Source organism: Cryobacterium zhongshanensis, assembly GCF_022760445.1.
Lineage (GTDB): Bacteria > Actinomycetota > Actinomycetes > Actinomycetales > Microbacteriaceae > Cryobacterium > Cryobacterium algoricola.
Map to the genome: position 1 here is coordinate 143456 of NZ_JALGAR010000001.1, position 24156 is coordinate 167611.

Below are 24156 nucleotides of genomic sequence, written 5' to 3' on the forward strand. Positions count from 1 at the left end.
CGATCGTCGACACCTCAGGGAGTGGGAGCCGGCGTCTTCGCTGCCTTGACCTGCTCGTAGGCGGCGAGGGCCGCGCGCCGGGTCTCGCCGAGGTCGACGAGCGGCGCCGGGTAGGCATCCGTGCCGATTTCGGGCACGTACTCGCGGATGTACTCCCCATGTGGGTCGAACCGCGCCGCCTGCAATTCAGGGTTGAACACCCGGAAGTAGGGCGCGGCATCGGCGCCCGATCCCGCGACCCACTGCCAGCCGAACGGGTTGCTTGCGCCGTCGGCGTCGACGAGGGTGTCCCAGAACCATTGCTCACCGACCCGCCAGTCCACCAACAGATTCTTGGTGAGGAATGAAGCGGTGACCATGCGTACCCGATTGTGCATACTTCCGGTCTGCCACAGTTCCCGCATCCCGGCGTCCACGAGGGGGATGCCGGTACGGCCCTGCTGCCACGCGTTGAGCACCCTGTCGTCGAGCGGGGGCCACGGGAACCGGTCGAACTCGCGCTTGAGATTCGAGGTCGCAAGCTCGGGCGCGTGGAAGAGCACGTGATAGCTGAACTCCCGCCAGCCGAGCTCGGTCAGGAACCGTTGCGCGCTCGACGCGGTGGCGGCATCCGCCCCGCGCAGCACCCGCTGGGTGGCATGCCAGACCTGGAACGGGCTCACCTCGCCCCAGCGGAGTCGCGGCGACAGACGGCTCGTCGCGGCCTGGGCCGGGGCGTCCCGTTCGTCGGCGTAGCGCGCGAGCGACTCGCGCAGAAAGGTCTCGAGTGCCTTGGCCGCGACGGCCTCGCCCGGCTGCCAGGCCGCACGGAGCCCGGCCGCCCAGTCCGGGTGGGTGGGCAGGAGCCCCCAGTCGTCGAGGCGGTCAGAGGGCACCGCCCCCGGCCAGCCGTCGATCGCCATCGGCGCCGGGTAGGGCTCGCGCGGGGGAGGGCCGGCGACGCAGGCGCGCCAGAACGGTGTGAAGACCGAGTACGGGTTGCCCTGGCCGGTGCGGATCGTCCACGGCTCGAAGAGCAGCGAGCCGGCGAAGCTCCGGGCCTCAACGCCGTCGGCGTGCAGCGCCGTCTTGATCACGGTGTCGACCTCGCGTTCCGCAGCGCCGTAGCGGCGGTTCCAGAACACGGCGCCAGCGCCCACGGATGCCGCGAGTGCGCCGATGACGTCGGCCGCCGGTCCGCGTCGGAGCAGAAGGCTCCCGCCGAGCGCCTCGAGTGAGTCGCCGAGCGCGCGGAGGCTGCCGTGCAGCCACCAGCGGGAGGCGCCGCCGAGCGGCCGCACGCCCGGGGATTCCTCGTCGAGCACGTAGACCGCGACGATCGGGAGCCCGCGTTCGACGGCCGCGTGCAGTGCCGGGTTGTCGGCGAGTCGGAGGTCGTCGCGGAACCAGACGATCGTCGGCCCGGCGCCTTCCGCTGGGCTCACGCGCCCGTCCCGGAGACTCCGACGTCGGAGATCCGCAGGACGATCTTGCCGCGGGTGTGCCCCTCCTCGACCAGCCGGTGGGCGGCGGGACCCTCCGCGAGCTCGAAGACATGGTCGATGTGGGGGCGTACCGCGCCGTCGTCGATCATCTTGGTGATCCAGTCCAGGGCGTCTGCGTCCGCAGCGACCTTGAATCCGGTCGCCCGCACTCCGGCGGCCTCCGCGTCCGCCTGCAGGGTCGGCCAGCTTCCGCTCGGCGCGTTCACGAGCACCCCGTCCGGCCGGAGGACGCGGAGGGACCGCGTGCCGGTATCGTCGTGCACGTTGCCGATCAGGTCGATCACCGAGTCGACGTCGGCGAGAACCTCGTCGAAGCGGATGCTCGTGTAGTCGATGACCTCGTCGGCGCCGAGCTGGCGCAGGAACTCCGCGTTGCGGGGCGAGCCCGTCGTGATCACGTATGCGCCGAAGGCCTTGGCGATCTGCACCGCGAAGTGACCGACGCCGCCGCTGCCGGCGTGGATCAGCATCCGCTCGCCGGGTGTCACCTCGGCGATCTCGACGACCATCTCCCATGCGGCCAGGGCTGCGACGGGCACGGCGGCGGCCTCGATGTGGCTCAGCGTCGACGGCTTGAGGGCGACGCTCATGCTCGAGACGGCAATGTACTCGGCGTAGCTGCCGGTCGTGCGGGGGAAGCGCGTCATGCCGTAGACCTCGTCGCCGGGCTGCAGCGGGAACGCCTCGTACGGCGAGCTGACCACGATCCCGCTGAAGTCGAAGCCGAGCACGGCCGGGAAGGCCGAGATCGCCGCCGCGACGCCCGATCCGGCGCGGGTCTTCACGTCGATCGGGTTGACGCCCGCCGCGACGACGCGCACGATGAGCTCGTCGAGTACGGGGATCGGCGTCGGCACCGAGTCCAGGTGGAGTTCTTCGGCCGCGCCGGTGCGGTCGATCACGAGGGCGCGCATGGTTGGGGGCAGGTTCGTTGCATGTGCCATGTCTCCATTGTCTCCCGGCGGGCAGCCGGCGGACAGCTGAAACACCCTCGGTCACCCGGCAGATCCCGTTAGCAACGTGACTCGATCTGGGGGTGCGGAAACGCTCATTGTGCCTCACCTTGGGGGCGTCGAGGTCTGGATTTGCTCTCTCTCGCGGTCGTAGTCTGTCCACATAAAGGGGGACCGAAGTCCTCATTTAGGGGGACCGTTCGAGTCGAGCGTCCACCAGGCGACTGGTGTGCCTTTGGCCTGTATTCGGCGACCCGTTGCCCGTGCTGGAATTTCGCGCCGCACCCGAAGTGGCGCGATCTCTCCCGCCCGGGCAACGAACGAACTGTCCTTCCCATTGGTCGGCCGAATCTCGGCCTGCAACTACCCTGATGCCCTTCGAGGCGTCGAAAAGGATCCATCATGAACAAGCTTCTCAAAGGCTCCATCGCCGGCGCGGTCGGCGTGGCGCTCCTCCTCGGCGGTGGCGGCACCCTCGCCTTGTGGAACAATTCCGCTGTCGCCGCTGGAGGATCGGTGACATCCGGAGTTCTCACAATCGCGTCCACCGGCGCGGCCGCCTGGAAGAACATCTCGGCGGATGCCGTCCCGGCTGCCGCCGCCATTTCAGACATCACCGCATACAAGATTGTCCCCGGAGACAAGCTCGAGCTGACGCAGACTGTCACGATCAATGCCACGGGCAACAACCTCACGGCGCTGCTAACCTACGACCCTTTGACGATCGTGACCACGAATCCGGCCGGGGCGGCACTCAAGAGCGCGCTTACCTACACCATGGACGCGACAGGCGGCTCCAACGTCTCTCGCGTGACGGGCACCAATACTTTCGCTGTGACCCCCTCCACGTCAACAAGCACTGTCACGGTCAAGTTCACGGTTGAGCTGCCGTCAACCACGACCGGGGCGGTCGCGCAGGCTGGGACGATCAACCTCTCCGCACTGGGGTTCTCGCTCACGCAGACTCGGCCGTAACAAGCAACACTGGTGCGCCGTGCGCGCAATTGAACCACCCCGGTTTGCTTGATCTGCCGGGTGTCCGAGACGGGAGGGCCGCATGTCCAACAAGATAGCGGCTCTCCCCGCTCGCCCGGTACGCAAGATCGGTACAGCTATCGGGATCTTCGTCGCGGCAATACTTCTGGCCGTACTTGCGTCAGGAACCACGTACTCGTTGTGGAACGGCCGTGTGCTTGTGAACGCGGCAACGGTGACCTCCGGGAGCACCAGTGTCACCATCAACGGAGCGGCCAGCTACTCCATTCCTGGTCTTGATCTCACGAAGCTCAGCCCCGGTCAATCGGTTGTTGCCCCTCTGACCATCGCCAACACGGGGACGACCCCGCTCTCCGCGAGCATCGCGAGCATAAGCCTCCTGAGTCAGACGAAGTCGCTCGCGAGCTATCTGACCGTTCGGCTGACCGCGTCAACGAGCTGTTCCGCAGGACTGCTCGGCGGGATCAGTGGTCCCCTGACGACTTTCACCTCGTCGTCGAGTCCATTCGTACTCGTGTCGGGTGCGACTTTGGCCGTTTGCCTTGAGATTCAGTTGAATGGCGACGTGGTGGCAGGGGCCCAGGGCGGAACGGCGTCCTTCACCCTCAACCTGGCCGCGGTGCAGGTGCGCAAACCATGATCAAGCATCCTGTCGCCATCATCGCCGCGATCGCGGTCTTCATCGTCGGTGCCGGAACCACGACAAGCGTCGCGATGTGGAGCACCACGGGAGCGGCAACGGCCTCGGTTGCCGCCGGCACCCTCGGCATCGTGCAATCCGGCTTCGATAGTCCTGCCGCCGTCACGTTCACGTCGACCGTGTTGTCCACGGCGAGTGTCGTAACGCTCAAGAACACCGGAAGCATCCCGGCGCCGTACACACTCACCTTGAGCTTCGCCCAGCCGACCAGCCTCGCGGCCGGCGTGGACGTGCGTGTGGTGACGGTTGCCTCGGCGACGGCGTGCACGACCGCCGCAACCGCTACCGCGGCCAGCCAGAAATGGACCGCCAACGTGGTCCTCACCGGAAGCGCTGCCACGGCGCTCCCGGTTGGGGCTTCGGTCTACTTCTGCGTGAGCAGCACGATCACGCAGGCGCAACGCTTCTCACTCGTGAACGTCACGGCGAAGCCCACGGTGACGCTCGCCGCGGGCATCGGTACCTGGTCCATCACGCCGACCACCTCGGCCATGAACCTCACCGTCGCAGATACCATCACGCCGGGTAAGCCCGTCGTCTCCAACCCAACCGACCACGGCATGACTCTGACGTGGACGAAGCCAAGCGACACCGCTGCGATCACGGGGTATCAGGTATTTCGGGGCACTGAGCTGCTCGGAACGACGACAGCGCAAACGACAACGTTCACAGACACGACAGCCAATGTCGGGACGACATATACGTACACGATCAGGGCCATCGATGCGGCGGTTCCCGTGGACGTTTCGCCCGCGTCCCCGGAGACGATCGCCAGCACCTCTGGTGTCGACCCGACGCACTGGTACAAGGTCACGAACGTCGGCAACGGCAAGTGCGTTGACGGAGAAAACGAACGCACGAACAGTGGAACGCCGCTGATCACCTATGACTGCAAGACGACCGGGTATGCGAACCAATCCTGGAAGTTCTCCAACCCGCTCGGCGCCTCAACGGTTACCGGAAAGTATGCGCCGAATCTGGGCTGGGACACGAGCACGGGCAGCGGTTGGAACGGAACGACGACGGGGGCGCTGGCCGAACTGATCACGCTTTCCGGCGGGAACAACAACTCCCAGCTGTGGCGCATCCAATCCGTGAATGCGGCAAACGGGACCTATCGTTTCCAGAACGGATACGGCCTGTGTCTCGACACGAGCGGCGTGACGACGGCGACGAACAACACCGAGCTGGAGCAAGCGACCTGTAGAACCGGCCTCGCGTCCCAGACGTTCACCCTCACGAACGTTGTGTTCCCATGACGTGGCGATCTGTTCCGACAGGCGCGCGGTTCGGACCTCGCCTGGGGGCGGCATCCATCGCGACGGGCAGTGCCGTCCTGATCGCGATCCTGACCCTCGGTGGTGTGGCTGCATCGGCGAGCGCGCTCGGGGCGCGCACCGCGACTGCTGCCATCCCCACCGCCGCACCGACCGCCCCTGTCGACCTGCTCCTCAGCACCGACGGCACGCACTACGCGACGACGCTCAGCGCCGGCCTCTTCGACGGGCTCGGCCTGCTCATCCCGCGCGGCTCCCAGCAGGCCACCCTGTGGGTGCGCAACCCGACTGCCGCCCCGGCGGAGGTCCGGGTGAGCGCACACGACGTGCTGCTCCCGGCCGGCGGATACGCCGACCACGTCACCCTCTCCGCCTGGAACTCCGGCACCGGCGACACCCTCTCCCGCACCCTGCGCGCGCTCGACAGCTGCGGAATCGTGGTCCCGTCCCAGCCGATCGCGGCCGGCGGCACGATGAAGCTCATCGTGACGTTCACCATGGCGGATGTCTCCGGCACCGTCGATCAGGGAGCGAGCGCCGGTCTTGGGCTGCTGGTGGCGATGCGGGATGCCCAGGGCGGCCCGTTCGCGGCGTCCGCCTGCGACGACCCGGGAACGGTCGTCCCCGTGCTGCCGGGAACACCGACGCCCACTACGAAGACGTTCGCCGCCGTCGCGGGCACGGGGTTCCTCGCCCACACCGGGGTCGAGCCGCCCGCTCCCGTGCTGGTCGTCGGCGGGCTGTTGCTCGGGGTCGGTCTCTTCCTGCTGCTCGCCCGCCGTCGCCGACCTGAGGAGGACCGGGAATGACCCGATCCCAGCTCGATCCACTGCTGCTGACGCCGGTCGTCGGCGACGCACCCGAGTCGTTCGACCGCGAGCTGCCCGGACCGGAGGCATCCGTGCCCGGGGTGCCCGCCGCCGTCGAACCGGCCGAGAAGAGCCTGCTGCACTACCTCGGCCTCGCGGTCAGCGGCGCGATCCTGCTTCTCGTCGTCGCCCTCGCGCTGCTGCTGATCGTGGTGCCGAAGGTCACGGGGTCGACACCGCTCACCGTGCTGACCAGCTCGATGGAGCCCACCCTGCCGCCCGGAACGCTCATCATCGTGCGTCCGGTCGCCCCGGACGACATCCGGATCGGCGACGTCGTGACGTACCAGATCCACTCGGGAGTGCCGGGCGTGATCACTCATCGCGTCACCGCGATCAGCTCGAGCTCCGCCGGCGGGCGCACCTTCACGTTCAAAGGAGACAACAACAGCGTCGCCGACGCCGACCAGGTGCTCCCGGTGCAGATCCAGGGACGGCTCTGGTACTCGGTGCCGTGGGTCGGCTGGGTGAACAACGCCGTCAACGGCCAGAGCCGCAGCTGGATCGTGCCCGTCATCGCCGGGCTGCTGTTCGCCTACACGGGGTACATGTTCGCGAGCGGCGCCGTGTCCGCGCTGCGCAAGCGCCGTCGCGCCAGGGCTGCCGCGGCCACGAGGATCGCGTCTACGCCCGAGCCTGCTGCGCCCGGGTCGCCATTGCGTTGAGCACGTCGATCAGCTGGTTCGCGTAGCCGACCAGGATCGCGATCTGGTCCTCGTCGCGTTCGATCCACCGGCACTCCGGCTCCGACCGGATCGGCACGAAGTCCCGGTGCTGCTCCCAGACCAGCAGCGTCCGGTCGGCGCCGAGCACATACTGCTGCCACCAGACCTGCCGCATATAGGAACGAGGGATGCTGCGCCACGCCTTGTTCGTCGTCTTGATCTCCGAGAGTTCGAGCGTCCGGGCATCCGTGCCCACTCCATCGGGCGTCGCGAGGTGCCGGCGGTGGTCCGCGGCATGGAACAGCGTCGTGCTCGGCTCGATGCCGTAGTTCTCGAGCACCCAGGCGGCGATCACGGGCTCGCGGGCGCGACCGTGATCGGTGTACGTGTTCCCGCCGAAGTTGCTGCCGTTCATCTTGTCGTTGGCCGCGTTCTGCACCGACTTGGGGGTCGCGAGCTTGGCGACATCCGTGGCCGTGATGCCCTGGTTGCGGGCGCGCATCCAGGCCGCCCAGTCCGTGGAATCGGCGACGATGCGGAGCAGGTGCGGTGCGATCGCGGGCGTGCGCAGAGCGGATGCTGCCGCCGCGGCAACCGCTGAGGCTTCTGCCGGTGACCCTGCCGGCTCGAAAAGCGGCAGCAGGGTATCGGTCACTCTCCCCATTGTGCCAGCCCCGGGCCGGGCTCGGGGTGGGCGCGCGGGCCGGGGCAGAGCGGACGCGAACCCCATTCACAGGAGCGCCACGGGCCCCGCATAGGCTTTCCATAGAAAGCTCGCGATACTGAGTAATTATGAGCACACGTGAAACTGACCACTCGACCCGCGGGCCGCGTCTCCACAAGGCCGACGGAAGTCCCATTCGAGTGCTCGTCGTCGATGACGAACCCACGCTCACGGATCTGCTCTCGATGGCCCTCCGCTACGAGAGCTGGGAGGTGCGCACGGCCGGCGAGGGACGCCAGGCGCTGACGATCGCCCGCGAGTTCCGGCCGGACGCGATCGTGCTCGACATCATGCTGCCCGACATCGACGGCCTGCAGGTGCTGCAGCGGGTGCGCGCCGACGGCTATGAAACCCCCGTGCTCTTCCTGACCGCCAAAGACTCCCTCGACGACCGCATCGCCGGCCTGACCGCGGGCGGCGACGACTACGTCACGAAGCCGTTCAGCCTCGAAGAGGTCGTCGCCCGGTTGCGCGGCCTGATCCGCCGCTCGACCCTGGCCGTGTCCGACTCCGTCGACCCGCGCATCTCCGTCGGCGACCTCACCCTCGACGAGGACAGCTACGAGGTCTCCCGCGCCGGCGACGCCATCGAGCTCACCGCGACCGAATTCGAACTGCTCCGTTTCCTGATGCGCAACCCCCGCCGCGTGCTGAGCAAGGCCCAGATCCTCGACCGGGTCTGGAGCTATGACTTCGGGGGCAAGTCCTCCGTCGTCGAGATCTACATCTCCTACCTGCGCAAGAAGATCGATGCGGGGCGCGAGCCGATGATCCACACCGTGCGCGGTGCGGGGTACATGCTGAAAACCGCGTGATGACGCCGACCGACCAGGTCGACCCGTTCGGCCCGACCAGCCGGGCCCACCCGAGCGGTGCGGCCGGCCGGCAGCATCCGTCGCGCCGACCGCAGTGGCTCCGCCGCCCGCAGTGGTTGCCGCGCCGCGCCCGCGCGCCGTGGACCCTGCGCCGCCGGCTCGTGCTCGCCGTCGTCGGCCTGCTCGCCCTCGTGAGCGTCTCGATCGGGGTCGTGAGCGTCACGGTGCTGCGCGCCAACCTGCTGTCCGCTCTCGACCAGCAGGTGAGCTCGGCCGCGGAACGGTCGCACTCGATGCTCGAGGGGCGCCGCGACAACGACAACGACCCCGGCACCACGCTGCCGGTGTTCGTTCCCTCCGCGAGCGTCATCCTCAACGGCCCCGGCCAGCCGGGCACGCTCGCCCTCGTCTTCTACAACTCCACCCTCACCGCCGGCTACACCGACGACACCGGCACGATCGTCCCGCTCACCGCTCACCAGGTCGACCTCCTCGTGCAGAAGGCCGACATCCTCGCGAGCCAGACCGGAACCGCCCGGCCCGTCACCGTCGACCTCGGCGGCGACGTAGGCAGCTACCGGATCCTCGCGAGCTCGAGCCGCACCGGCACCCTCTCGATCGTCGGCCTCCCGCTCAGCACGGTCGACGGCACTGCGACACAGCTCGCCATGATCATCGGCGTGGTCTCCCTCGTCGGCATCATCGTCGTCGCGATCCTTGCGATGTGGATCGTGCGCCTCGCCCTCCGCCCGCTGCAGCGTGTCACGGCAACAGCGGCCCGCGTCTCCGAGCTCCCGCTCGATCGCGGCGAGGTCAGCCTCGTCGACCGGGTCCCCGCCGCGGACACCGACCCCCGCACCGAGGTCGGCCAGGTCGGCTCCGCGCTCAACCGCATGCTCGACCACGTCGACCTGGCCCTCGAGACCCGGCAGGCGAGCGAGAACAAGGTGCGGCAGTTCGTCGCGGATGCCAGCCACGAGCTCCGAACGCCCCTCGCCTCGATCCGGGGCTACTCCGAGCTCACCCGGCGCTCCGGCCAGGAGCTGCCGCCGGACGCCCTGCACGCCCTCAGCCGGATCGAGTCCGAGTCCGTGCGGATGACCGGGCTCGTCGAGGACCTGCTGCTGCTCGCCCGCCTCGACGAGGGCCGCGAACTCGAACACGGCACCGTCGACCTCACGAGCCTGCTCGTCGACGTCGTGAGCGACGCGCACGCCGCCGGCCGCGACCGGGTGCTCAACCTCGAGCTCCCCGACGAGCCGATCCAGGCCATCGGCGACACGCCCCGGCTGCACCAGGTCTTCACCAACCTGCTCGCGAACGCGCGCATCCACACCCCGCCCGACACGACCGTCGAGGTGGCTTTGTCCGAGCAGGACGGCCGGGCGATCGTGACGGTAACGGATGACGGCCCCGGCATTCCTGCGAACCTCCAGACGACCCTGTTCGAGCGTTTCGCCCGCGGCGACAGCTCGCGGTTCCGGGGCACCGGAAGCACCGGGCTCGGCCTCGCCATCGTCCAGGCGGTCGTGACCGCGCACCAGGGCGAGGTGTCGGTGTCGAGCCGGCCGGGCCGCACCGAGTTCCGGGTGTCGCTCCCGCTCGCCTGACCCGCGGCATCCGCCTGCCAACCCCCGCAGCGCCCCTGTTCCGAATTCAGGAGTCGAGCCCGGATTGCCCTGTTTTTGGCCCGGTTTGGCCCGTTTCGGGGCTCAACTCCTGAATTCGGCACACCCCGGCGCGAGCTGACCCGGCGCGACAGCGGGGGCGAGACGCGGTTAGGGGTTGTTGAGCTGGGCGAGGAGCGCGGCGAGCTGGTGCAGGTCGTCCGTCGGCCAGTCGCTCAGGCGCTTGTGCACGATCGCGGTCTCGCCGTTCCGCACCGCGTCGAGCTTGGCCCGTGCCAGGTCGGTGACGGCGAGGAACCGGGCGCGGCCGTCGTCCGGGTCGAGTTCGGTGCGCACGAGTCCGAGCTCGCAGAGCTGCTTCGCCTGGCGGCTGATCACGCTCTTGTCCACGTAGAGCGCCGCGGCGATCGCGCTCGAGTGCGTCGGTCCGTAGCGCTCGATGTGCCGCAGGAGCTTGAACGCGAACGGCTGCAGCGACGCGTCGATGAAGAGCGCGGCATCCCGCATGCTCGCCCGGATCAGCCCGGCGAGCACGCTCAGCTGCTCCTCCACCTCGGCGATCGCCGACGCCGACGCCGACTCCGCGCTCGGCGCAGCGCCGGGCGTTTCGGCCCGGGTGTCAGTCCCGGGCTCGTTCGGCGCGGTGGCGCGCTGCGGCAGGCCGGGGGTCCCGTGAATCATGCTCACAGACTACTGACTCTGCGCCGGGCGGGCTGGTCGTCCTTCGGCAGGTGGATCACCCCGGTCGGGTTGTTGAGACCGGCGGGGGCGAGACCGGCGGATGCCGCGCTCACCTCGATCATGATGTCTTCCATCTCCTCGACCTCCGTTTCGCGCTCGGCAGCGCGCTCGGCTGCGGTCAGGCCGGCGTGCCCGGCCGCGGTGCCGGCGCCGGCGCCCTCGCGGGCCCTGGCGATGCCCGTCTTCCGGCCGAGGGTCGCGTTCGGCAGCAGGGTGACCATCACGAGGGTGATCACGGCGAGCGGGATGCCGATCAGGAAGACCGTGCCGACGCCGGACCCGTACGCGGATTCGACGAGGGTGCGCACGGCAGCAGGGAGGTCCGCGACACGCGGGATGGTCCCGGAGCCGAGCGCGCTCGCCGCGGCCATCTTGTCCGCGGGACTCAGCGCGACCACGCCGTCGGTGATGTGCTGCGCGACCGCAGAGCCGAGCACGGAGCCGAGCACCGAGACGCCGATGGTGCCGCCGAGGCTGCGGAAGAAGGTGACGCTGCTCGTGGCGACGCCGAGGTGCCGGACCTCGATCGAGTTCTGAACGACGAGCACGAGGTTCTGCATCAGCATGCCGAGGCCGGAGCCGAGCACGAACATGTAGACGCCGACGAGCACGAGGTTGGTCTGGTAATCGAGGGTGCCGAGCAGCAGCAGGCCGACGATCACGAGCGCTCCGCCGGAGACCATGATCGCCTTCCACTTGCCGGTGCGGCTGATCAGGGTGCCGAAGGTGACCGAGCAGATCAGGTAGCCGCCCATCATCGGGATGGTCAGCAGGCCGGACTGGGTCGGCGTGGCTCCCCGGGCGAGCTGCATGTACTGGCTGAGGAAGACGGAGGTGCCGAACATCGAGACGCCGACGGAGATGCTCGCGATGACGGCGAGGGTGAAGGTGCGGTTCTTGAACAGGGTGAGCGGGATGATCGGCTCGCTGACCTTGAACTCCACGAACACCGCGGCGACGAGCAGCACGACAGCGCCGCCGACCATCAGGAACGAGGGCACGGATGCCCACTCGAACTGGGTGCCGGCAATGGTCACCCAGATCATCAGGAGCGACATGCCCGCGGTGATCAGGATCGCGCCGAGGTAGTCGATCTTGACGACCCGCTTGACCCTGGCCGGGAGGTGCAGCGTGCGCTGCAGCAGGATGATCGCGAGGATCGCGACGGGCAGGGCGATGAAGAAGTTCCAGCGCCAGCCGAAGGCGTCCGTCACGACACCGCCGAGCAGGGGGCCGCCCACGGTGCCGAGGGCCAGGACCGCGCCGAACAGCCCGGCATACCGGCCCCGGTCGCGGGGGCTGATGATGTCGGCCATGATGATCTGGCTGAGCGCGGCGAGGCCGCCGGCGCCGAGGCCCTGCAGCACGCGGAAGCTGATCAGGGTGCCGGTGTTCTGGGAGAAGCCGGCGAGTGCGGAACCGAGGACGAACACCACGAGCGAGAGCTGGATGAGCAGCTTGCGGTCGAAGAGGTCGGCGAACTTGCCCCAGATCGGCGTGCTCACGGTCGTCGCGAGCAGGGTCGCGGTGACGACCCACGTATATGCGGACTGGTCGCCGTGCAGGTCGGAGAGGATGAGCGGCAGCGACGTGCTGACGACGGTTCCGGCGAGGATCGAGACGAACATGCCCATCAGCAGGCCGGAGAGGGCCTCGAGCACCTGCCGCTTCGACATCGGCGTGTCCGAATCGCGGTGGGGGAGTGCGTGGTGGCCCTGCGGGTTCTGCGGTGGAGCGGTACGAACGGATGAAACGCGAGACATAAAACTCCTGGGCGGTGTAATTGACAAGCGTCAACTATATCTCGATAGTGGACTCAGGTCAACTACCTGTGCCGTTTCGCTCGCTCACGGCGAGCGGATGCCGCGATTTGCGCCGGCCCGCGGCATCCGTTACAGTGAACGAAGCCAAAGACCGCCGGTTGTCGCTGCCCAGTAATGGACAGCGACCGAAGGTTCACTCATGTGAACAGCCCGCGCAGGAATCGAAGTTCAGTTTCAGTTCGCAAGAACTGCTCAGCTCCGGCCTTGCGCTGGGGCTTTTTTTCATGTCTGCGCCCCGGGCTACCGGCACATGAAACCAAGAGGAGCGCCATGGCGAACAAGGAAGCAACGGTCGCCGAGCTGACGGAGAAATTCCAGAGCTCGACCGCCGTTCTGCTCACCGAGTACCGCGGTCTCACTGTTGCGCAGCTCAAGACGCTGCGCGTTTCCATCAGTGCGGACGCCACGTACGCCGTGGTAAAGAACACGCTCACCAAGATTGCGGCCAACAACGCCGGCATCACGTCGTTTGACGACGAACTCGCCGGCCCGTCCGCCATCGCCTTCGTGCACGGAGACCCCGTCGCCGTCGCGAAGACCCTGCGTGCCTTTACCAAGGCAAACCCTCTCCTGGTAGTGAAGGGTGGTTACTTCGACGGTAGCCCGCTCACTGCCGAAGAGGTAGGCAAGCTCGCCGACCTCGAGTCCCGTGAAGTGCTGCTGGCCAAGCTGGCCGGCGCGTTCAAGGCCTCGCTGTTCGGAGCCGCATATCTGTTCAACGCACCGCTTTCGAAGGCTGTTCGCACCATCGAAGCACTGCGTGAGAAGCAGGAGTCCGCGAACCAGGCATAGGCCTGCTAGCGGTGAGTAACTAAGAAACTATAGGGAGAATAATCATGGCAAAGCTTTCCACCGAAGAATTGCTCGAACAGTTCAAGGGCCTGACCCTCATCGAGCTGTCCGAGTTCGTCAAGGCGTTCGAGGAGACCTTCGAGGTCACCGCAGCAGCCCCCGTCGCCGTCGCCGGTGCCGCTGGCCCCGCCGCCGCCGTTGAAGAGGTCGAAGAGCAGAGCGCCTTCGACGTCATCCTCGAGTCGGTCGGCGACAAGAAGATCCAGGTCATCAAGGTTGTGCGCGAGCTCACCAGCCTGGGCCTCGGCGAGGCCAAGGCCGTTGTCGATGGCGCGCCGAAGGCCGTCCTCGAGGGCGTCACGAAGGAAGCTGCCGAAAAGGGCAAGGCTTCCCTCGAGGCCGCCGGCGCCACCGTCACCCTCAAGTAGTCGGGCCCCTCAGGGGGTTCTTCGTACTGGGGTCGACAGGCGTCAGCCGTTCGATTCGTACCACGCCGAAGGCGTCGCATCCACTGGATGCGGCGCCTTCTGCCGTTAAAGCAGCGCGGCGGTTCACCCCGCGCGAACCGATGTCCATAGCCGGGCTATGGACATAGATAGCCAAGCTATGTACAGTGGAGGAATGTCTTCTGACCTTCCCGCACTCCTCGGTGACCTGATCACCGTGAACCACCGGCTCGCCCGGGTCGCCGCCCACGCCGCGGATGGCCGGGAGTCGCCGGCGGTCTGGCGCACGCTGAGCGTGCTCCGCCAGCTCGGCCCGATCCGCCTCGGCGAGATCGCCGCCCGCAGCCGCATCTCGCAGCCGACCGCGACCAAGCTCGTCACCCACCTCGTCGAACGAGGCTGGGCCGCCCGCCTCGCCGACCCGCTCGACGCCCGCGTCACGAGCACCGTGATCACCCCGGCGGGGGACGCCGCCCTCTCCGCCTGGCGCAGCGAACTCGCCGAAGCCCTCCTGCCGATGTTCGACGGGCTGGCGGATGCCGAGCTCACCACGATCCGGAACGCCGTCGACATCCTCCGCGACCGCCTCGACGGCAGCGAGGTGCCCGCCGAGCGGGTACCCGTCGTCGCATCCGCCGCATCCGCCGCTTCGCCGGCGGCCGGGACTCCGGCCGGAGCCCGCGCATGAGCCGCGTGACCGCACTGGCGGAACACGGAACCCCCGCCGCGACCGACGGACGCGGGCCCAGGGAGGGCGGCGGCAGCATCCTGCACCAACCGACCGCGGTCTGGGCCGTCGCCTTCGCGTGCGTGATCGCGTTCATGGGCATCGGCCTCGTCGACCCGATCCTGCCCGCGATCGCCCGTGAACTCGCGGCGAGCCCGACCCAGACCGAGATGCTCTTCACGAGTTACCTCGTGATCACCGGCATCGCGATGTTCTTCACGAGCTGGCTGTCCAGCCGGATCGGCGCCAAGCGCACCCTGCTGATCGGCCTCGCGCTCATCATCGTGTTCGCCCTCGCCGCCGGCCTGTCGCAGAACGTCGAGACCATCATCGGCTTCCGCGCCGGCTGGGGACTCGGCAACGCCCTCTTCATCTCGACCGCGCTCGCGACCATCGTCGGGGCGGCGTCCGGAGGAACGTCCTCCGCGATCATCCTCTACGAGGCCGCCCTCGGGCTCGGCATCGCGATCGGCCCGCTCATCGGCGGGCTGCTCGGCAGCATCAGCTGGCGCGGACCGTTCTTCGGCAGCGCAGCACTGATGGCGATCGGCTTCGTCGCGATCATCGTGATGCTGAAGAAGGAGCCGCAGAAGCCCGCCCCGATCCGGCTCTCCGCGCCGTTCCGCGCCCTCGCCCGGCCGGGGCTCGGCATTCTCGCGAGCGCCGCCCTGTTCTACAACATCGGCTTCTTCGTGCTGCTCGCGTACACGCCGTTCGCGCTCGTTCCGCTCGGCCTCGGCAGTGCCATCACCCTCGGCCTGGTCTTCTTCGGCTGGGGCATCTCGCTCGCGGTCACCTCGGTCTGGGTCGCCCCGCTCCTGACCAGGCGGATGCGTCGCAGCCGGGTGCTCTGGCTCGTGCTGCCCCTGCTCGCCCTCGACCTCGCCGCTGCGGGCGTGCTGATCGGATCGGCCGGCGGAGTGGTCACGTGCGTCATCGTCGGCGGGCTGCTGCTCGGCGTGCTCAACACCGTGCTCACCGAATCCGTGATGGAGGCGACCGACCTGCCGCGGCCGGTCGCGTCATCCGCATACTCCGGCGTGCGGTTCCTCGGCGGGGCGATCGCGCCGCCTGCCGCCACCCTGCTCGCGGAGTTCTTCGGGCCGGCGGTCCCCTTCTACGCCGGGGCGGCATCCGTGCTCGTCGCCTGCGCGATTCTCGTGCTCGGCCACCGCCACCTCGCCCGTGCCGACGGTGCGATGGAGGACGAGTTCGAAGAGGCAGAGGCGATCGGCGCCGGCGACAGCTGACCCGAACCGAGTCGACGGAGATTTCGCCCGGCAAGCGCTTCACACGCGCTCGAACGTGTCCAGAACCTGAATACTCCGTCGCATTGGTCAGGGCTGCGGCTGGCGCGGGCCGCTCGTGCTCGCCCGGATCACGAGGTTCGTCGGCAGCACGGTGAGGTACCCGTCGACGTTGAGTTCCGCCTCCGCCGGACGCGCCAGTTCGGTCAGGAGCGCACTGACGGCGAGGCGGCCCTGCCGCCGCGGATGCTGTTCGAGGGTCGTCAGGCGGAACATCGAGGCGTGCGGATGCCCGTCGATACCGATCACGGACAGGTCGGCCGGTACCTGGATGCCGAGCTCCCGTGCCGCGACGATGAGTCCGATGGCGATCTCGTCGCTCGCGGCGAAGATCGCGGTCGGGCGGGTGCGCGGGTCGCCCAGCACGGCCAGGCCCACCGCATAGCCGCCGGGCATGCTGAACTCGCAGGGGTAGAAGCATCCGTCTGTCGAGCGCCCCGCGGTGCGCATGGCCGAGTAGAACCCGCTCAGGCGCTGGCTGTGCACCTGGAAGTCCATCTCGTCGATGGGATCGCCGCCGACGTGCACGACGTCGACATGGCCGAGGCTCAGCAGGTGTTCGGTCGCGAGCCTGGCCGTAGCGACATCGTCGATGGCGATCGTGTGCACGTCCCTGATCGGGCCACCGATGCCGATCAGCGGGCGGCCGAGGCGGTGCAGCCGGTCGACTTCCGCCTCGCTCAGTGCGACGCCGACCGAGATCACACCGTCAAAGCGCTTGCGGGCCAGGAAGTACTCGAAAACCCGGTCCCGCTCGGCGGATGCCGCGGGCAGGTTGTAGAGGGTCATATCGTAGCCCTCGGCGAGCAGGGCCTGTTCGAGGCTCTCGAGCACCTCGGAGAAGAACCACCGGCTGATGAAGGGGATGATCACCCCGACGTTCTTGGTGCGCCCGGTGACGAGGCTCGCCGCGTTGGGGGAGGCAACGTACCCGATCTCCGTTGCGGCAGCGACGACCTTGATCCGGGTGGCCTCAGAGACATAGCCACGCCCGCTGAGCGCACGGGACGCCGTGGCCTTCGCGACCCCCGCGAGACGTGCCACGTCGGCGATTGCGCTCACGACACGTCCTCCCTTGGATCAGTACGGACAGGATAGCGCTTGTTGCGCCGCCACTGGAACCGGTTCCAGCAGAAAGAGGCGATCAGTGGCACTTTGGATGACCGCGTGTGCGTGGTCGCGCGACCATTGTTGAAATCTTTGCGATTCCGTGACAAAGATTGACTTGCCAATCCGGGCCTGCTCCCGTAGTTTGTGTTGTGGAACCGGTTCCTTACGCGCTACGCGTCAGGGGTTGGACACCCGGAAAACCGCTGTACCGCAGTACTTTCTTGCGGTACATTCCCGCAGTACATTCCCGCATCACATTTCGGCACGCGATCCGCATCGTTCGCAGGCCCGCAACACTCAATGAGGAGAAACGCATGAGCGTGAAGCAGCACCGCCGGCTCTATCTGCCGCTGGCCACCGCGGCCGTGGTCGGACTGGCCCTGACCGGATGCACGGGGGACATCGCCGCATCCAGTTCGTCGTCGTCCAACTGTGCCGACTACGCGTCCTACGGGACGTTCAAAGACAGCCCCGAGGTCAAGATCGGCGGCACCATCCAGGACGTCGAGGCCGACCGCCTCGTCAACTCCTGGGCCGACTTCCAGTCCTGCACCGGTATCAAGGTCACCTACCAGGGCACCAAGGAATTCGAAGCCCAGATCGCCGTGCTCGCCGAGGGTGGCAATGCCCCCGACATCGGGATCATCCCGCAGCCCGGCCTCTTCAACAAGCTGGCCGCTGCCGGCTTCCTGAAGCCGGCCCCCGCTGCCGTCGAGGCGAACGTCGACAAGTGGTGGTCGAAGGACTGGAAGGGCTACGGCACCGCAACCGACGGCAAATTCTACGCCGCGCCGCTGATGGCGAGCGTCAAGGGGTACATCTGGTTCTCGCCCGCGGAATTCAAGGCCAAGGGCTACGAGATCCCGAAGACCCTCGATGAACTGACCGCCCTCACCGCGAAGATCGCGGCGGACGGCGACCACAAGCCGTGGTGTGCCGGTGTCGGATCCGGTGACGCAACCGGCTGGCCGGGCACGGACTGGGTCGAGGACTTCGTGCTGCGCCAGGCCGGCGCTGACACCTACGACAAGTGGGTCACGCACAAGATCCCGTTCAACGATCCCGCCATCGTCAAGGCCTTCGACTCCGCAGGCGCGATCCTGAAGAACCCGGACGACGTCAACGGCGGTCTCGGCGACGTCTCGTCGATCATCTCCACGCAGTTCGGCGACGCGGGCCTCCCGATCCTCGACGGCAAGTGCTCCCTGCACCACCAGGCCTCGTTCTACGAGGGCTTCTGGAAGAAGGCCGACGGTTCTGCGGTGACGGTTTCCCCCACGGGCGACGTCTACGCGTTCCTGATGCCCCCGGTCAAGGCCGGCGGAGACCAGGCAGTCACCGGTGGTGGCGAGCTCGTCGGAGCCTTCAAGTCGAGCGACGCGATCACCGCGACGCTCAGCTACCTGTCGAGTGACACCTGGGCGAACAACCGGGTCAAGGAGGGCGGCGTGATCAGCGCGAACACCGGCCTCGACCCCGCGAACGCCTCGAGCGACCTGCTCAAGCAGAGCATCACGATCCTGCAGGACCCGAAGACGGTCTTCCGTTTCGACGGTTCCGACCTGATGCCGGGTGCCGTGGGCACCGACTCGTTCTGGAAGGGCATCGTGTCCTGGCTGAGCGGCGACAGCAGCCAGAAGGTCACCGACACCATCGAGGCCAGCTGGCCGAAGAGCTAGACCGTCCGGGGAGCCCGCACCCGGGCTCCCCGGCTCGGGGCGGGGCCTGCCGGTAACCCGGCAGGCCCCGCCGCCTGTCTCATGAGACATGTACGACCCCCACTCGACCCCTCGCACGACAGCTTCGCGCACGATTGAAGGGACCGGCCGATGACGACCGCAGACTTACTCGGAAAGATAATCCAGGTAGTGGGGGCACTGGCAGCGTTCGCGCTCGTCATCGGTCTCCTGCTCTTCCTGATCGACAGGGCCCCGAAACGCGGGCGAGACTACTGGCAGTTGACCTTCTTCATCGCCCCTGCCCTGCTCCTGCTGCTTGCCGGCCTGATCTACCCCGCATTCCGCACCTCCCTCCTGGCCTTCACCAACAGCTCGGGTGTCTACGTCGGCGCCGAGAACTTCGTCTGGATGTTCACCCAGCCGGCCGCTCTGATCACCCTCGGCAACACCCTGATCTGGGTCGTCGTCGTGCCGACGATCTCAACGGCCATCGGCCTCGGCTACGCGGTCTTCATCGACAAGTCCCGGGGAGAGAAATACTTCAAGGCCCTCGTCTTCATGCCGATGGCGATCTCCTTCGTCGGCGCCGGAATCATCTGGCGCTTCATCTACGACTACAAGTCCGGAGGAAGCGACCAGATCGGCCTCCTGAACCAGATCGTGGTCTGGCTCGGCGGCCAGCCGGTGCAGTGGCTCCAGACGTCGCCGATCAACACCTTCCTCCTGATCATCGTGATGATCTGGATCCAGACCGGGTTCGCCATGGTCATTCTCTCCGCGGCCATCAAGGGGGTCCCGACCGAGCAGATCGAGGCCGCCGAGCTCGACGGAACCAACGCCTGGCAGCGGTTCACGAACGTCACGATCCCCGGCATCCGTGGCTCGCTCGTCGTCGTGATCACGACCATCTCGATCGCCACCCTCAAGGTCTTCGACATCGTGCGCACGATGACCGCAGGTAACTTCAACACGAGCGTCATCGCCAACGAGATGTACACGCAGGCCTTCCGGGCCGGTGAGCAGGGCCGCGGTGCTGCGCTCGCGATCGTGCTGTTCCTGATGGTGCTGCCGATCGTCATCTACAACGTACGAATCATGCGCAAGCAGAGGGAGATCCGATGAGTGACAACGTAGTCGACCTGCCCATCGTCGGCACCAAGAAGAACGCCCTCGAGGTCGTCACCGTCGGCACCAAGTCGGCCAGGGTGAAACGGCGCCTCACGTCGCGCACGGCGACGGTCGTGTCGCTCGTCATCGCGATCCTCTGGACGCTGCCGACCTTCGGCCTGTTCGTGTCCTCCTTCCGGCCCGCCGGGTTGATCACCACGACGGGGTGGTGGACCATCCTGCAGAACCCGGGCTTCACGCTCGACAACTACAAGGAGGTGCTGCTCTCCACCTCGCAGTCCTCCCCGCAGCTCGGCGCGTACTTCGTGAACTCCCTCGCGATCGCGATCCCCGCCACGATCTTCCCGCTCGTGATCGCCTCGATGGCCGCGTATGCCTTCGCCTGGATCAAGTTCAAGGGCAGTGGCGCCCTCTTCGTGCTCGTGTTCGCGCTGCAGATCGTGCCGTTGCAGCTCGCGCTGATCCCGCTGCTCCAGATGTTCACCGCGATCCTGAAGCCGGGCCAGGAAGCGCTGCACCAGTTGATCCCGATGATTCCCGCGCAGAACTACCTGCCGGTCTGGATCGCGCACACGATTTTCGCGCTCCCGCTGGCGATCTTCCTGCTGCACAACTTCATCTCCGAGATCCCCAGTGAGGTCATCGAAGCGGCCAGGGTCGACGGCGCAAGCCACGGCCAGGTCTTCTTCCGGATTGTGCTGCCGCTCGCGGTTCCCGCGCTCGCGTCCTTCGCGATCTTCCAGTTCCTCTGGGTGTGGAACGACCTGCTGGTCGCCCTGATCTTCTCGGGCGGAACGCCGGATGTCGCCCCGCTCACCCAGCGTCTCGCCGAGCTCACGGGTACCCGGGGCCAGGACTGGCAGCGACTGACGGCCGCCGCCTTCGTATCCCTGATCGTGCCGCTCATCGTGTTCTTCAGCCTGCAGCGCTACTTCGTGCGCGGGCTCCTGGCCGGCTCGACGAAGGGCTGACCCGGCCCCGGCATCCGCTCCTCGTCCCTCGCCACTGTTCCGAATTCAGGAGTTGAACCCCAATCCGGGAGTTTTCGGCCGCAAACCAGGAGTTTGCGGCCGCAACTCCTGAATTCGGAACACTGCAGGGGCGATGGGCGGGCGGCAGGCGGATGCCTGGGGCCGGTCCGTGGGTCTCAGGGCCGGTTCCCGGCGAGGGTCGTCTGGATCGCGGCGAGCACGAGCGGCCAGTGGTGCATCACGAGGTTGTAGCTGAAACGCAGGCATCGGCGCCGCTGCGTGGCCAACACGGCGTCCCGCCTGCAGTCTTCGTCGTGCGCCGCAGTGTTGTCGTGGTGTTCCAGCCCATCCCATTCAATGACCAGCCAGTCGGCGAGCAGTAGATCCACGCGGCCAACGCCCGCGATCCGGACCTGATGCCGACCACGGATGCCGGCATTCGCGAGCCGAATCCGGCCGATGCTTTCCAGGAAACTGTGGCACAGCCTGTTGCACTCCATGAGTCGTGCGAGCACTGCATCGGGCAGTTCGCGCAGCCAGACGTCCAGGTCGAGACTCCCCACCGGGTCCAGGTGCAGGAAGGAATCGAGTGCGGCCACCGTCAGCTCGGGACTTTGACAGAGGGCGAGTTGCAGTACCGTTTCGCGGCGCGATGTGACGAGCCTGGATTCGGGACGGCTCGCGGTATGTTCCACCCAATGCAGCGTGACGTCCCGTGGAATCGGGGCCGGCATCCGCTCGCGCTTGTCATGAGGCAGGCGCAGGCGTGCGGCATTGTCCGCGACGCAGACATGTAGTCCCGATCGCTCGGCTACCGCCCAACCGTAGTGTCTCGCCGCGGAGACACAGCCGAGTCTGCCGCCGACCCGGACGGCCCGGATGAGCTCGTTCGATGTCCCAGGGAGCGCGTACCAGCCCTTCCGTGGGCGAAAGGCTTGCCGCTGGTTGACGGCGGCACTCAGTTGTCGTCCCGTGACCCCGTGCGCGATGAGCTCCCGGCGCTGGGCGACGCCTTCGAGGGCAGTGAGGATTTCCGTCACACCTGGCATGGGACAACCCTCCCGTTCGCGGGCGTCGACGTGGACAGCACGGCAGTATCTGTGGAGAACCTGACCAGTTCCGCCCCTGTGGACAACCCGCGCAGCGGCACGCCGGACTGTTCCGAATTCAGGAGTTGAGCACCGCAGCGGGTGTTTCGGGCCGGATTCGAGCCGAAAACGAGCTCAACTCCTGAATTCGGAACCACGGGGGACGCGTTGGCAGGGTGGGAGCGGGGCAGGGCAACGAGAGCGAGCGGATGCCGCCGCAGCGGCGCTTAGGCTGGCTGCATGAGTGCAATGCACGGCCACGGTGGTGGGTCAGCCCCCTCCGGCAGGCCCGGACAGTTCGGACGCCCGCGCGGGCGGATCAGCGGCGGTGACCCCGTCGCCCAGCGTGCCGAGAACGCCGAGGCACCGCGGATCCCGAACCTGCTCGGCCGGATTGCCGCGCTGTTCGAACCGCACCGCACCGCGCTCACCATCACGATCGTGCTCGTGATCATCAGCGCGGCGTTATCGGTCGTGCCGCCCCTGCTCGTGCAGCGTGCCTTCGACGAAGGCCTGTTCCCGCCCGGGGGAGAGCCCAACCTGCCGCGCCTGGCGACCCTCGTCGGGCTCATGATCGCGATCTACCTCGGTTCCCAGCTGCTCGGGGTGTGGCAGACCTGGCTCACCGCGACCGTCGGCAACACGGTGATGGGCGCCCTGCGGGTGCGCCTGTTCACCCACCTGCAGGCCATGGAGCTGAGCTTCTTCACCCGCACCAAGACCGGCATCATCCAGTCGAGACTGCAGAACGACGTCGGCGGCGTCGCGAGCGTGCTCACCAACACCATCTCGAGCCTGCTCGGCAATGCCGTCACGGTGCTCGCCGCGTTCGTCGCGATGCTGCTGCTCGACTGGAAGCTCACGATCGTCGCCCTCATCCTGATGCCGATCCTCGTGATCGCCCAGCGCCGCGTCGGCCAGGTGCGCGCCCGGATCGCCGCCAAAACGCAGGAATCGCTCTCCGACATGACCGCGATCACCCAGGAGACGCTGAGCGTCTCCGGGATCCTGCTCTCCAAGAGCTTCACGAGGCAGCAGACCGAGATCGGCCGCTACTCCGACGAAAACGACAACCAGGTGCGGCTGCAGGTCAGCCAACAGATGAGCGGCCAGTGGTTCTTCGCCATGGTGAGCATCTTCCTCTCGAGCATCCCCGCGATCGTCTACCTCGTCGCCAGCCTCCTGATGAGCAACGGTTCGGCCGACATCACCGCCGGCACGATCGTCGCGTTCACGACGGTGCAGTCCCGGCTGCTGTTCCCCCTGCTCGGCCTGATGCGGGTCGCCCTCGACCTGCAGACCTCGAGCGCACTCTTCGCCCGGATCTTCCAGTACCTCGACCTCGTCCCGGCGATCCAGGATTCCCCGGCCGCGCTCGCCGTGCCCGAGAGCGGCCCCGCCACCGGACGGGTCGAGTTCGACGATGTGACCTTCGCCTATCCGGATGCCGCTGGCGAGTCCCGGCCCACCCTCGACGCGGTCTCGTTCACGATCGAGCCGGGCCAGTTCGCCGCGTTCGTCGGGCCGTCCGGGGCAGGGAAGACGACCGTCTCCTACCTGATTCCCCGCTTCTACGAGGCGACGGAGGGGCGGGTCCTGTTCGGCGGGATCGACGTGCGCGACCTCGCGCAGCAGTCCCTCGTCTCCCACATCGGCATCGTGAGCCAGGAGACCTACCTCTTCCACGCGACCATCGCCGAGAACCTCCGCTACGCGAAACCGGATGCCACGGCGGACGAACTCGAGGCCGCCGCCCGGTCCGCGAGCATCCACGACACGATCGCGTCCTTCCCCGCCGGTTACGACACGGTCGTCGGCGAGCGCGGCTACCGGCTCTCCGGCGGCGAGAAACAGCGCATCGCCATCGCCAGGGTGCTCCTGAAGAACCCGGAGGTGCTCATCCTCGACGAGGCGACGAGCGCCCTCGACGCCATCTCGGAGCGCGTCGTCCAGGCCGCCCTCGACACCGCGTCCCGAGGCCGCACCACGATCGCGATCGCCCACCGGCTCTCGACGATCGTCGCGGCCGACGTGATCTTCGTCGTCGACGGCGGGCGCATCGTCGAGAGCGGCACCCACTCCGACCTGCTCGCCGCGAACGGCGTCTACGCCCGGCTCTATTCCGAGCAGGTCACGGGTCCGGGTCCCGTCCTGGATCCGCCCAGGCTCCTCTCCGAATAGCGGTACTAGAGTTGAGGCGTGCCCGTCCGTCTGAGGTGTCCGCGTTGTCCGT

Annotated in this window: 22 protein-coding genes; 15 read left to right on the forward strand and 7 right to left on the reverse strand. The window is 67.6% G+C overall.

Annotated elements, in window-relative coordinates:
• Positions 1-14: 14 nt before the first annotated feature.
• On the reverse strand, positions 15-1424 hold the full coding sequence (locus MQH31_RS00695; protein WP_243010569.1) for a cryptochrome/photolyase family protein: 1410 nt from the start codon (positions 1422-1424) through the stop codon (positions 15-17).
• Complete coding sequence (locus tag MQH31_RS00700; RefSeq protein WP_243010570.1) at positions 1421-2428, reverse strand: NADP-dependent oxidoreductase; 1008 nt, start codon at positions 2426-2428, stop codon at positions 1421-1423. The genes MQH31_RS00695 and MQH31_RS00700 overlap by 4 nt, the downstream gene beginning before the upstream one ends.
• 411 nt (positions 2429-2839) lie before the next feature.
• On the opposite strand from MQH31_RS00700, the gene MQH31_RS00705 reads away from it, so the two are divergent.
• The 5 genes from MQH31_RS00705 to MQH31_RS00725 all read left to right on the forward strand — a co-directional run bounded on the left by MQH31_RS00705 (position 2840) and on the right by MQH31_RS00725 (position 6944).
• Entirely contained in the window at positions 2840-3412 is a 573-nt protein-coding gene (locus tag MQH31_RS00705; RefSeq protein WP_243010571.1) for an alternate-type signal peptide domain-containing protein, read from the forward strand.
• A gap of 82 nt (positions 3413-3494) precedes the next feature.
• A complete protein-coding gene (locus MQH31_RS00710; RefSeq protein WP_243010572.1) occupies positions 3495-4073 on the forward strand; it encodes a hypothetical protein in 579 nt (192 codons plus the stop codon).
• Positions 4070-5392: a ricin-type beta-trefoil lectin domain protein gene (locus tag MQH31_RS00715; protein WP_243010573.1), complete on the forward strand. Its 1323-nt coding sequence runs from the start codon at positions 4070-4072 to the stop codon at positions 5390-5392. Before MQH31_RS00710 ends, MQH31_RS00715 begins: the two co-directional genes overlap by 4 nt.
• A complete protein-coding gene (locus tag MQH31_RS00720) occupies positions 5389-6219 on the forward strand; it encodes an LAVTG motif-containing sortase-dependent surface protein (protein ID WP_243010574.1) in 831 nt (276 codons plus the stop codon). The genes MQH31_RS00715 and MQH31_RS00720 overlap by 4 nt, the downstream gene beginning before the upstream one ends.
• Positions 6216-6944 (forward strand): signal peptidase I, encoded by a 729-nt coding sequence (locus MQH31_RS00725; protein ID WP_243010575.1) that lies wholly within the window; start codon positions 6216-6218, stop codon positions 6942-6944. Before MQH31_RS00720 ends, MQH31_RS00725 begins: the two co-directional genes overlap by 4 nt.
• Here the strand turns inward: MQH31_RS00725 and MQH31_RS00730 are convergent.
• The gene (locus MQH31_RS00730; protein ID WP_372488124.1) at positions 6904-7515 is read right to left on the reverse strand and encodes a YqaJ viral recombinase family protein; all 612 of its coding nucleotides are present in this window, start codon (positions 7513-7515) and stop codon (positions 6904-6906) included. The genes MQH31_RS00725 and MQH31_RS00730 overlap by 41 nt on opposite strands.
• 221 nt (positions 7516-7736) lie before the next feature.
• Here MQH31_RS00730 and MQH31_RS00735 point away from each other — a divergent pair, with 221 nt between their 5' ends.
• Positions 7737-8483 (forward strand): response regulator transcription factor, encoded by a 747-nt coding sequence (locus MQH31_RS00735; RefSeq protein ID WP_243010576.1) that lies wholly within the window; start codon positions 7737-7739, stop codon positions 8481-8483.
• Entirely contained in the window at positions 8483-10093 is a 1611-nt protein-coding gene (locus MQH31_RS00740) for a sensor histidine kinase (protein ID WP_243010577.1), read from the forward strand. The genes MQH31_RS00735 and MQH31_RS00740 overlap by 1 nt, the downstream gene beginning before the upstream one ends.
• Before the next feature lie 168 nt (positions 10094-10261).
• Here MQH31_RS00740 and MQH31_RS00745 read toward each other — a convergent pair whose 3' ends face one another.
• Both MQH31_RS00745 and MQH31_RS00750 read right to left on the reverse strand, forming a co-directional pair.
• The gene (locus MQH31_RS00745) at positions 10262-10792 is read right to left on the reverse strand and encodes a MarR family winged helix-turn-helix transcriptional regulator (RefSeq protein ID WP_243010578.1); all 531 of its coding nucleotides are present in this window, start codon (positions 10790-10792) and stop codon (positions 10262-10264) included.
• Between the two features lie 2 nt (positions 10793-10794).
• Positions 10795-12528, reverse strand: a complete 1734-nt coding sequence (locus MQH31_RS00750; protein ID WP_243010579.1) for an MFS transporter — start codon at positions 12526-12528, stop codon at positions 10795-10797.
• Positions 12529-12945: 417 nt separating this feature from the next.
• Between MQH31_RS00750 and rplJ the strand changes: the two genes are divergently transcribed.
• The 4 genes from rplJ to MQH31_RS00770 all read left to right on the forward strand — a co-directional run bounded on the left by rplJ (position 12946) and on the right by MQH31_RS00770 (position 15890).
• Positions 12946-13467 carry a 50S ribosomal protein L10 gene (gene rplJ / locus MQH31_RS00755; RefSeq protein WP_134446735.1) on the forward strand — a complete coding sequence of 174 codons (522 nt, stop codon included), beginning with the start codon at positions 12946-12948 and terminating at the stop codon, positions 13465-13467.
• A 44-nt stretch (positions 13468-13511) separates the two neighbouring features.
• Complete coding sequence (gene rplL / locus MQH31_RS00760) at positions 13512-13895, forward strand: 50S ribosomal protein L7/L12 (RefSeq protein ID WP_134446737.1); 384 nt, start codon at positions 13512-13514, stop codon at positions 13893-13895.
• Between the two features lie 193 nt (positions 13896-14088).
• Entirely contained in the window at positions 14089-14601 is a 513-nt protein-coding gene (locus MQH31_RS00765) for a MarR family winged helix-turn-helix transcriptional regulator (RefSeq protein ID WP_243010580.1), read from the forward strand.
• Entirely contained in the window at positions 14598-15890 is a 1293-nt protein-coding gene (locus tag MQH31_RS00770; protein ID WP_243010581.1) for an MFS transporter, read from the forward strand. Before MQH31_RS00765 ends, MQH31_RS00770 begins: the two co-directional genes overlap by 4 nt.
• 87 nt (positions 15891-15977) lie before the next feature.
• Here MQH31_RS00770 and MQH31_RS00775 read toward each other — a convergent pair whose 3' ends face one another.
• Positions 15978-17009: a LacI family DNA-binding transcriptional regulator gene (locus MQH31_RS00775; RefSeq protein WP_243010582.1), complete on the reverse strand. Its 1032-nt coding sequence runs from the start codon at positions 17007-17009 to the stop codon at positions 15978-15980.
• A 362-nt stretch (positions 17010-17371) separates the two neighbouring features.
• Between MQH31_RS00775 and MQH31_RS00780 the strand changes: the two genes are divergently transcribed.
• The 3 genes from MQH31_RS00780 (at position 17372) to MQH31_RS00790 (ending at position 20835) form a co-directional block, all read left to right on the forward strand.
• Positions 17372-18736, forward strand: coding sequence for an ABC transporter substrate-binding protein (locus MQH31_RS00780; protein ID WP_134534350.1), 1365 nt, complete (start codon positions 17372-17374; stop codon positions 18734-18736).
• A gap of 150 nt (positions 18737-18886) precedes the next feature.
• Positions 18887-19858 (forward strand): carbohydrate ABC transporter permease, encoded by a 972-nt coding sequence (locus tag MQH31_RS00785; protein WP_243010583.1) that lies wholly within the window; start codon positions 18887-18889, stop codon positions 19856-19858.
• Positions 19855-20835 carry a carbohydrate ABC transporter permease gene (locus tag MQH31_RS00790; RefSeq protein ID WP_134446748.1) on the forward strand — a complete coding sequence of 327 codons (981 nt, stop codon included), beginning with the start codon at positions 19855-19857 and terminating at the stop codon, positions 20833-20835. The genes MQH31_RS00785 and MQH31_RS00790 overlap by 4 nt, the downstream gene beginning before the upstream one ends.
• Positions 20836-21011: 176 nt before the next feature.
• On the opposite strand, the gene MQH31_RS20790 is transcribed toward MQH31_RS00790, so the two are convergent.
• A complete protein-coding gene (locus tag MQH31_RS20790; protein WP_243010584.1) occupies positions 21012-21875 on the reverse strand; it encodes an endonuclease domain-containing protein in 864 nt (287 codons plus the stop codon).
• 297 nt (positions 21876-22172) lie between these two features.
• On the opposite strand from MQH31_RS20790, the gene MQH31_RS00800 reads away from it, so the two are divergent.
• Positions 22173-24104, forward strand: coding sequence for an ABC transporter ATP-binding protein (locus MQH31_RS00800; protein WP_243011644.1), 1932 nt, complete (start codon positions 22173-22175; stop codon positions 24102-24104).
• Positions 24105-24156: the final 52 nt, after the last annotated feature.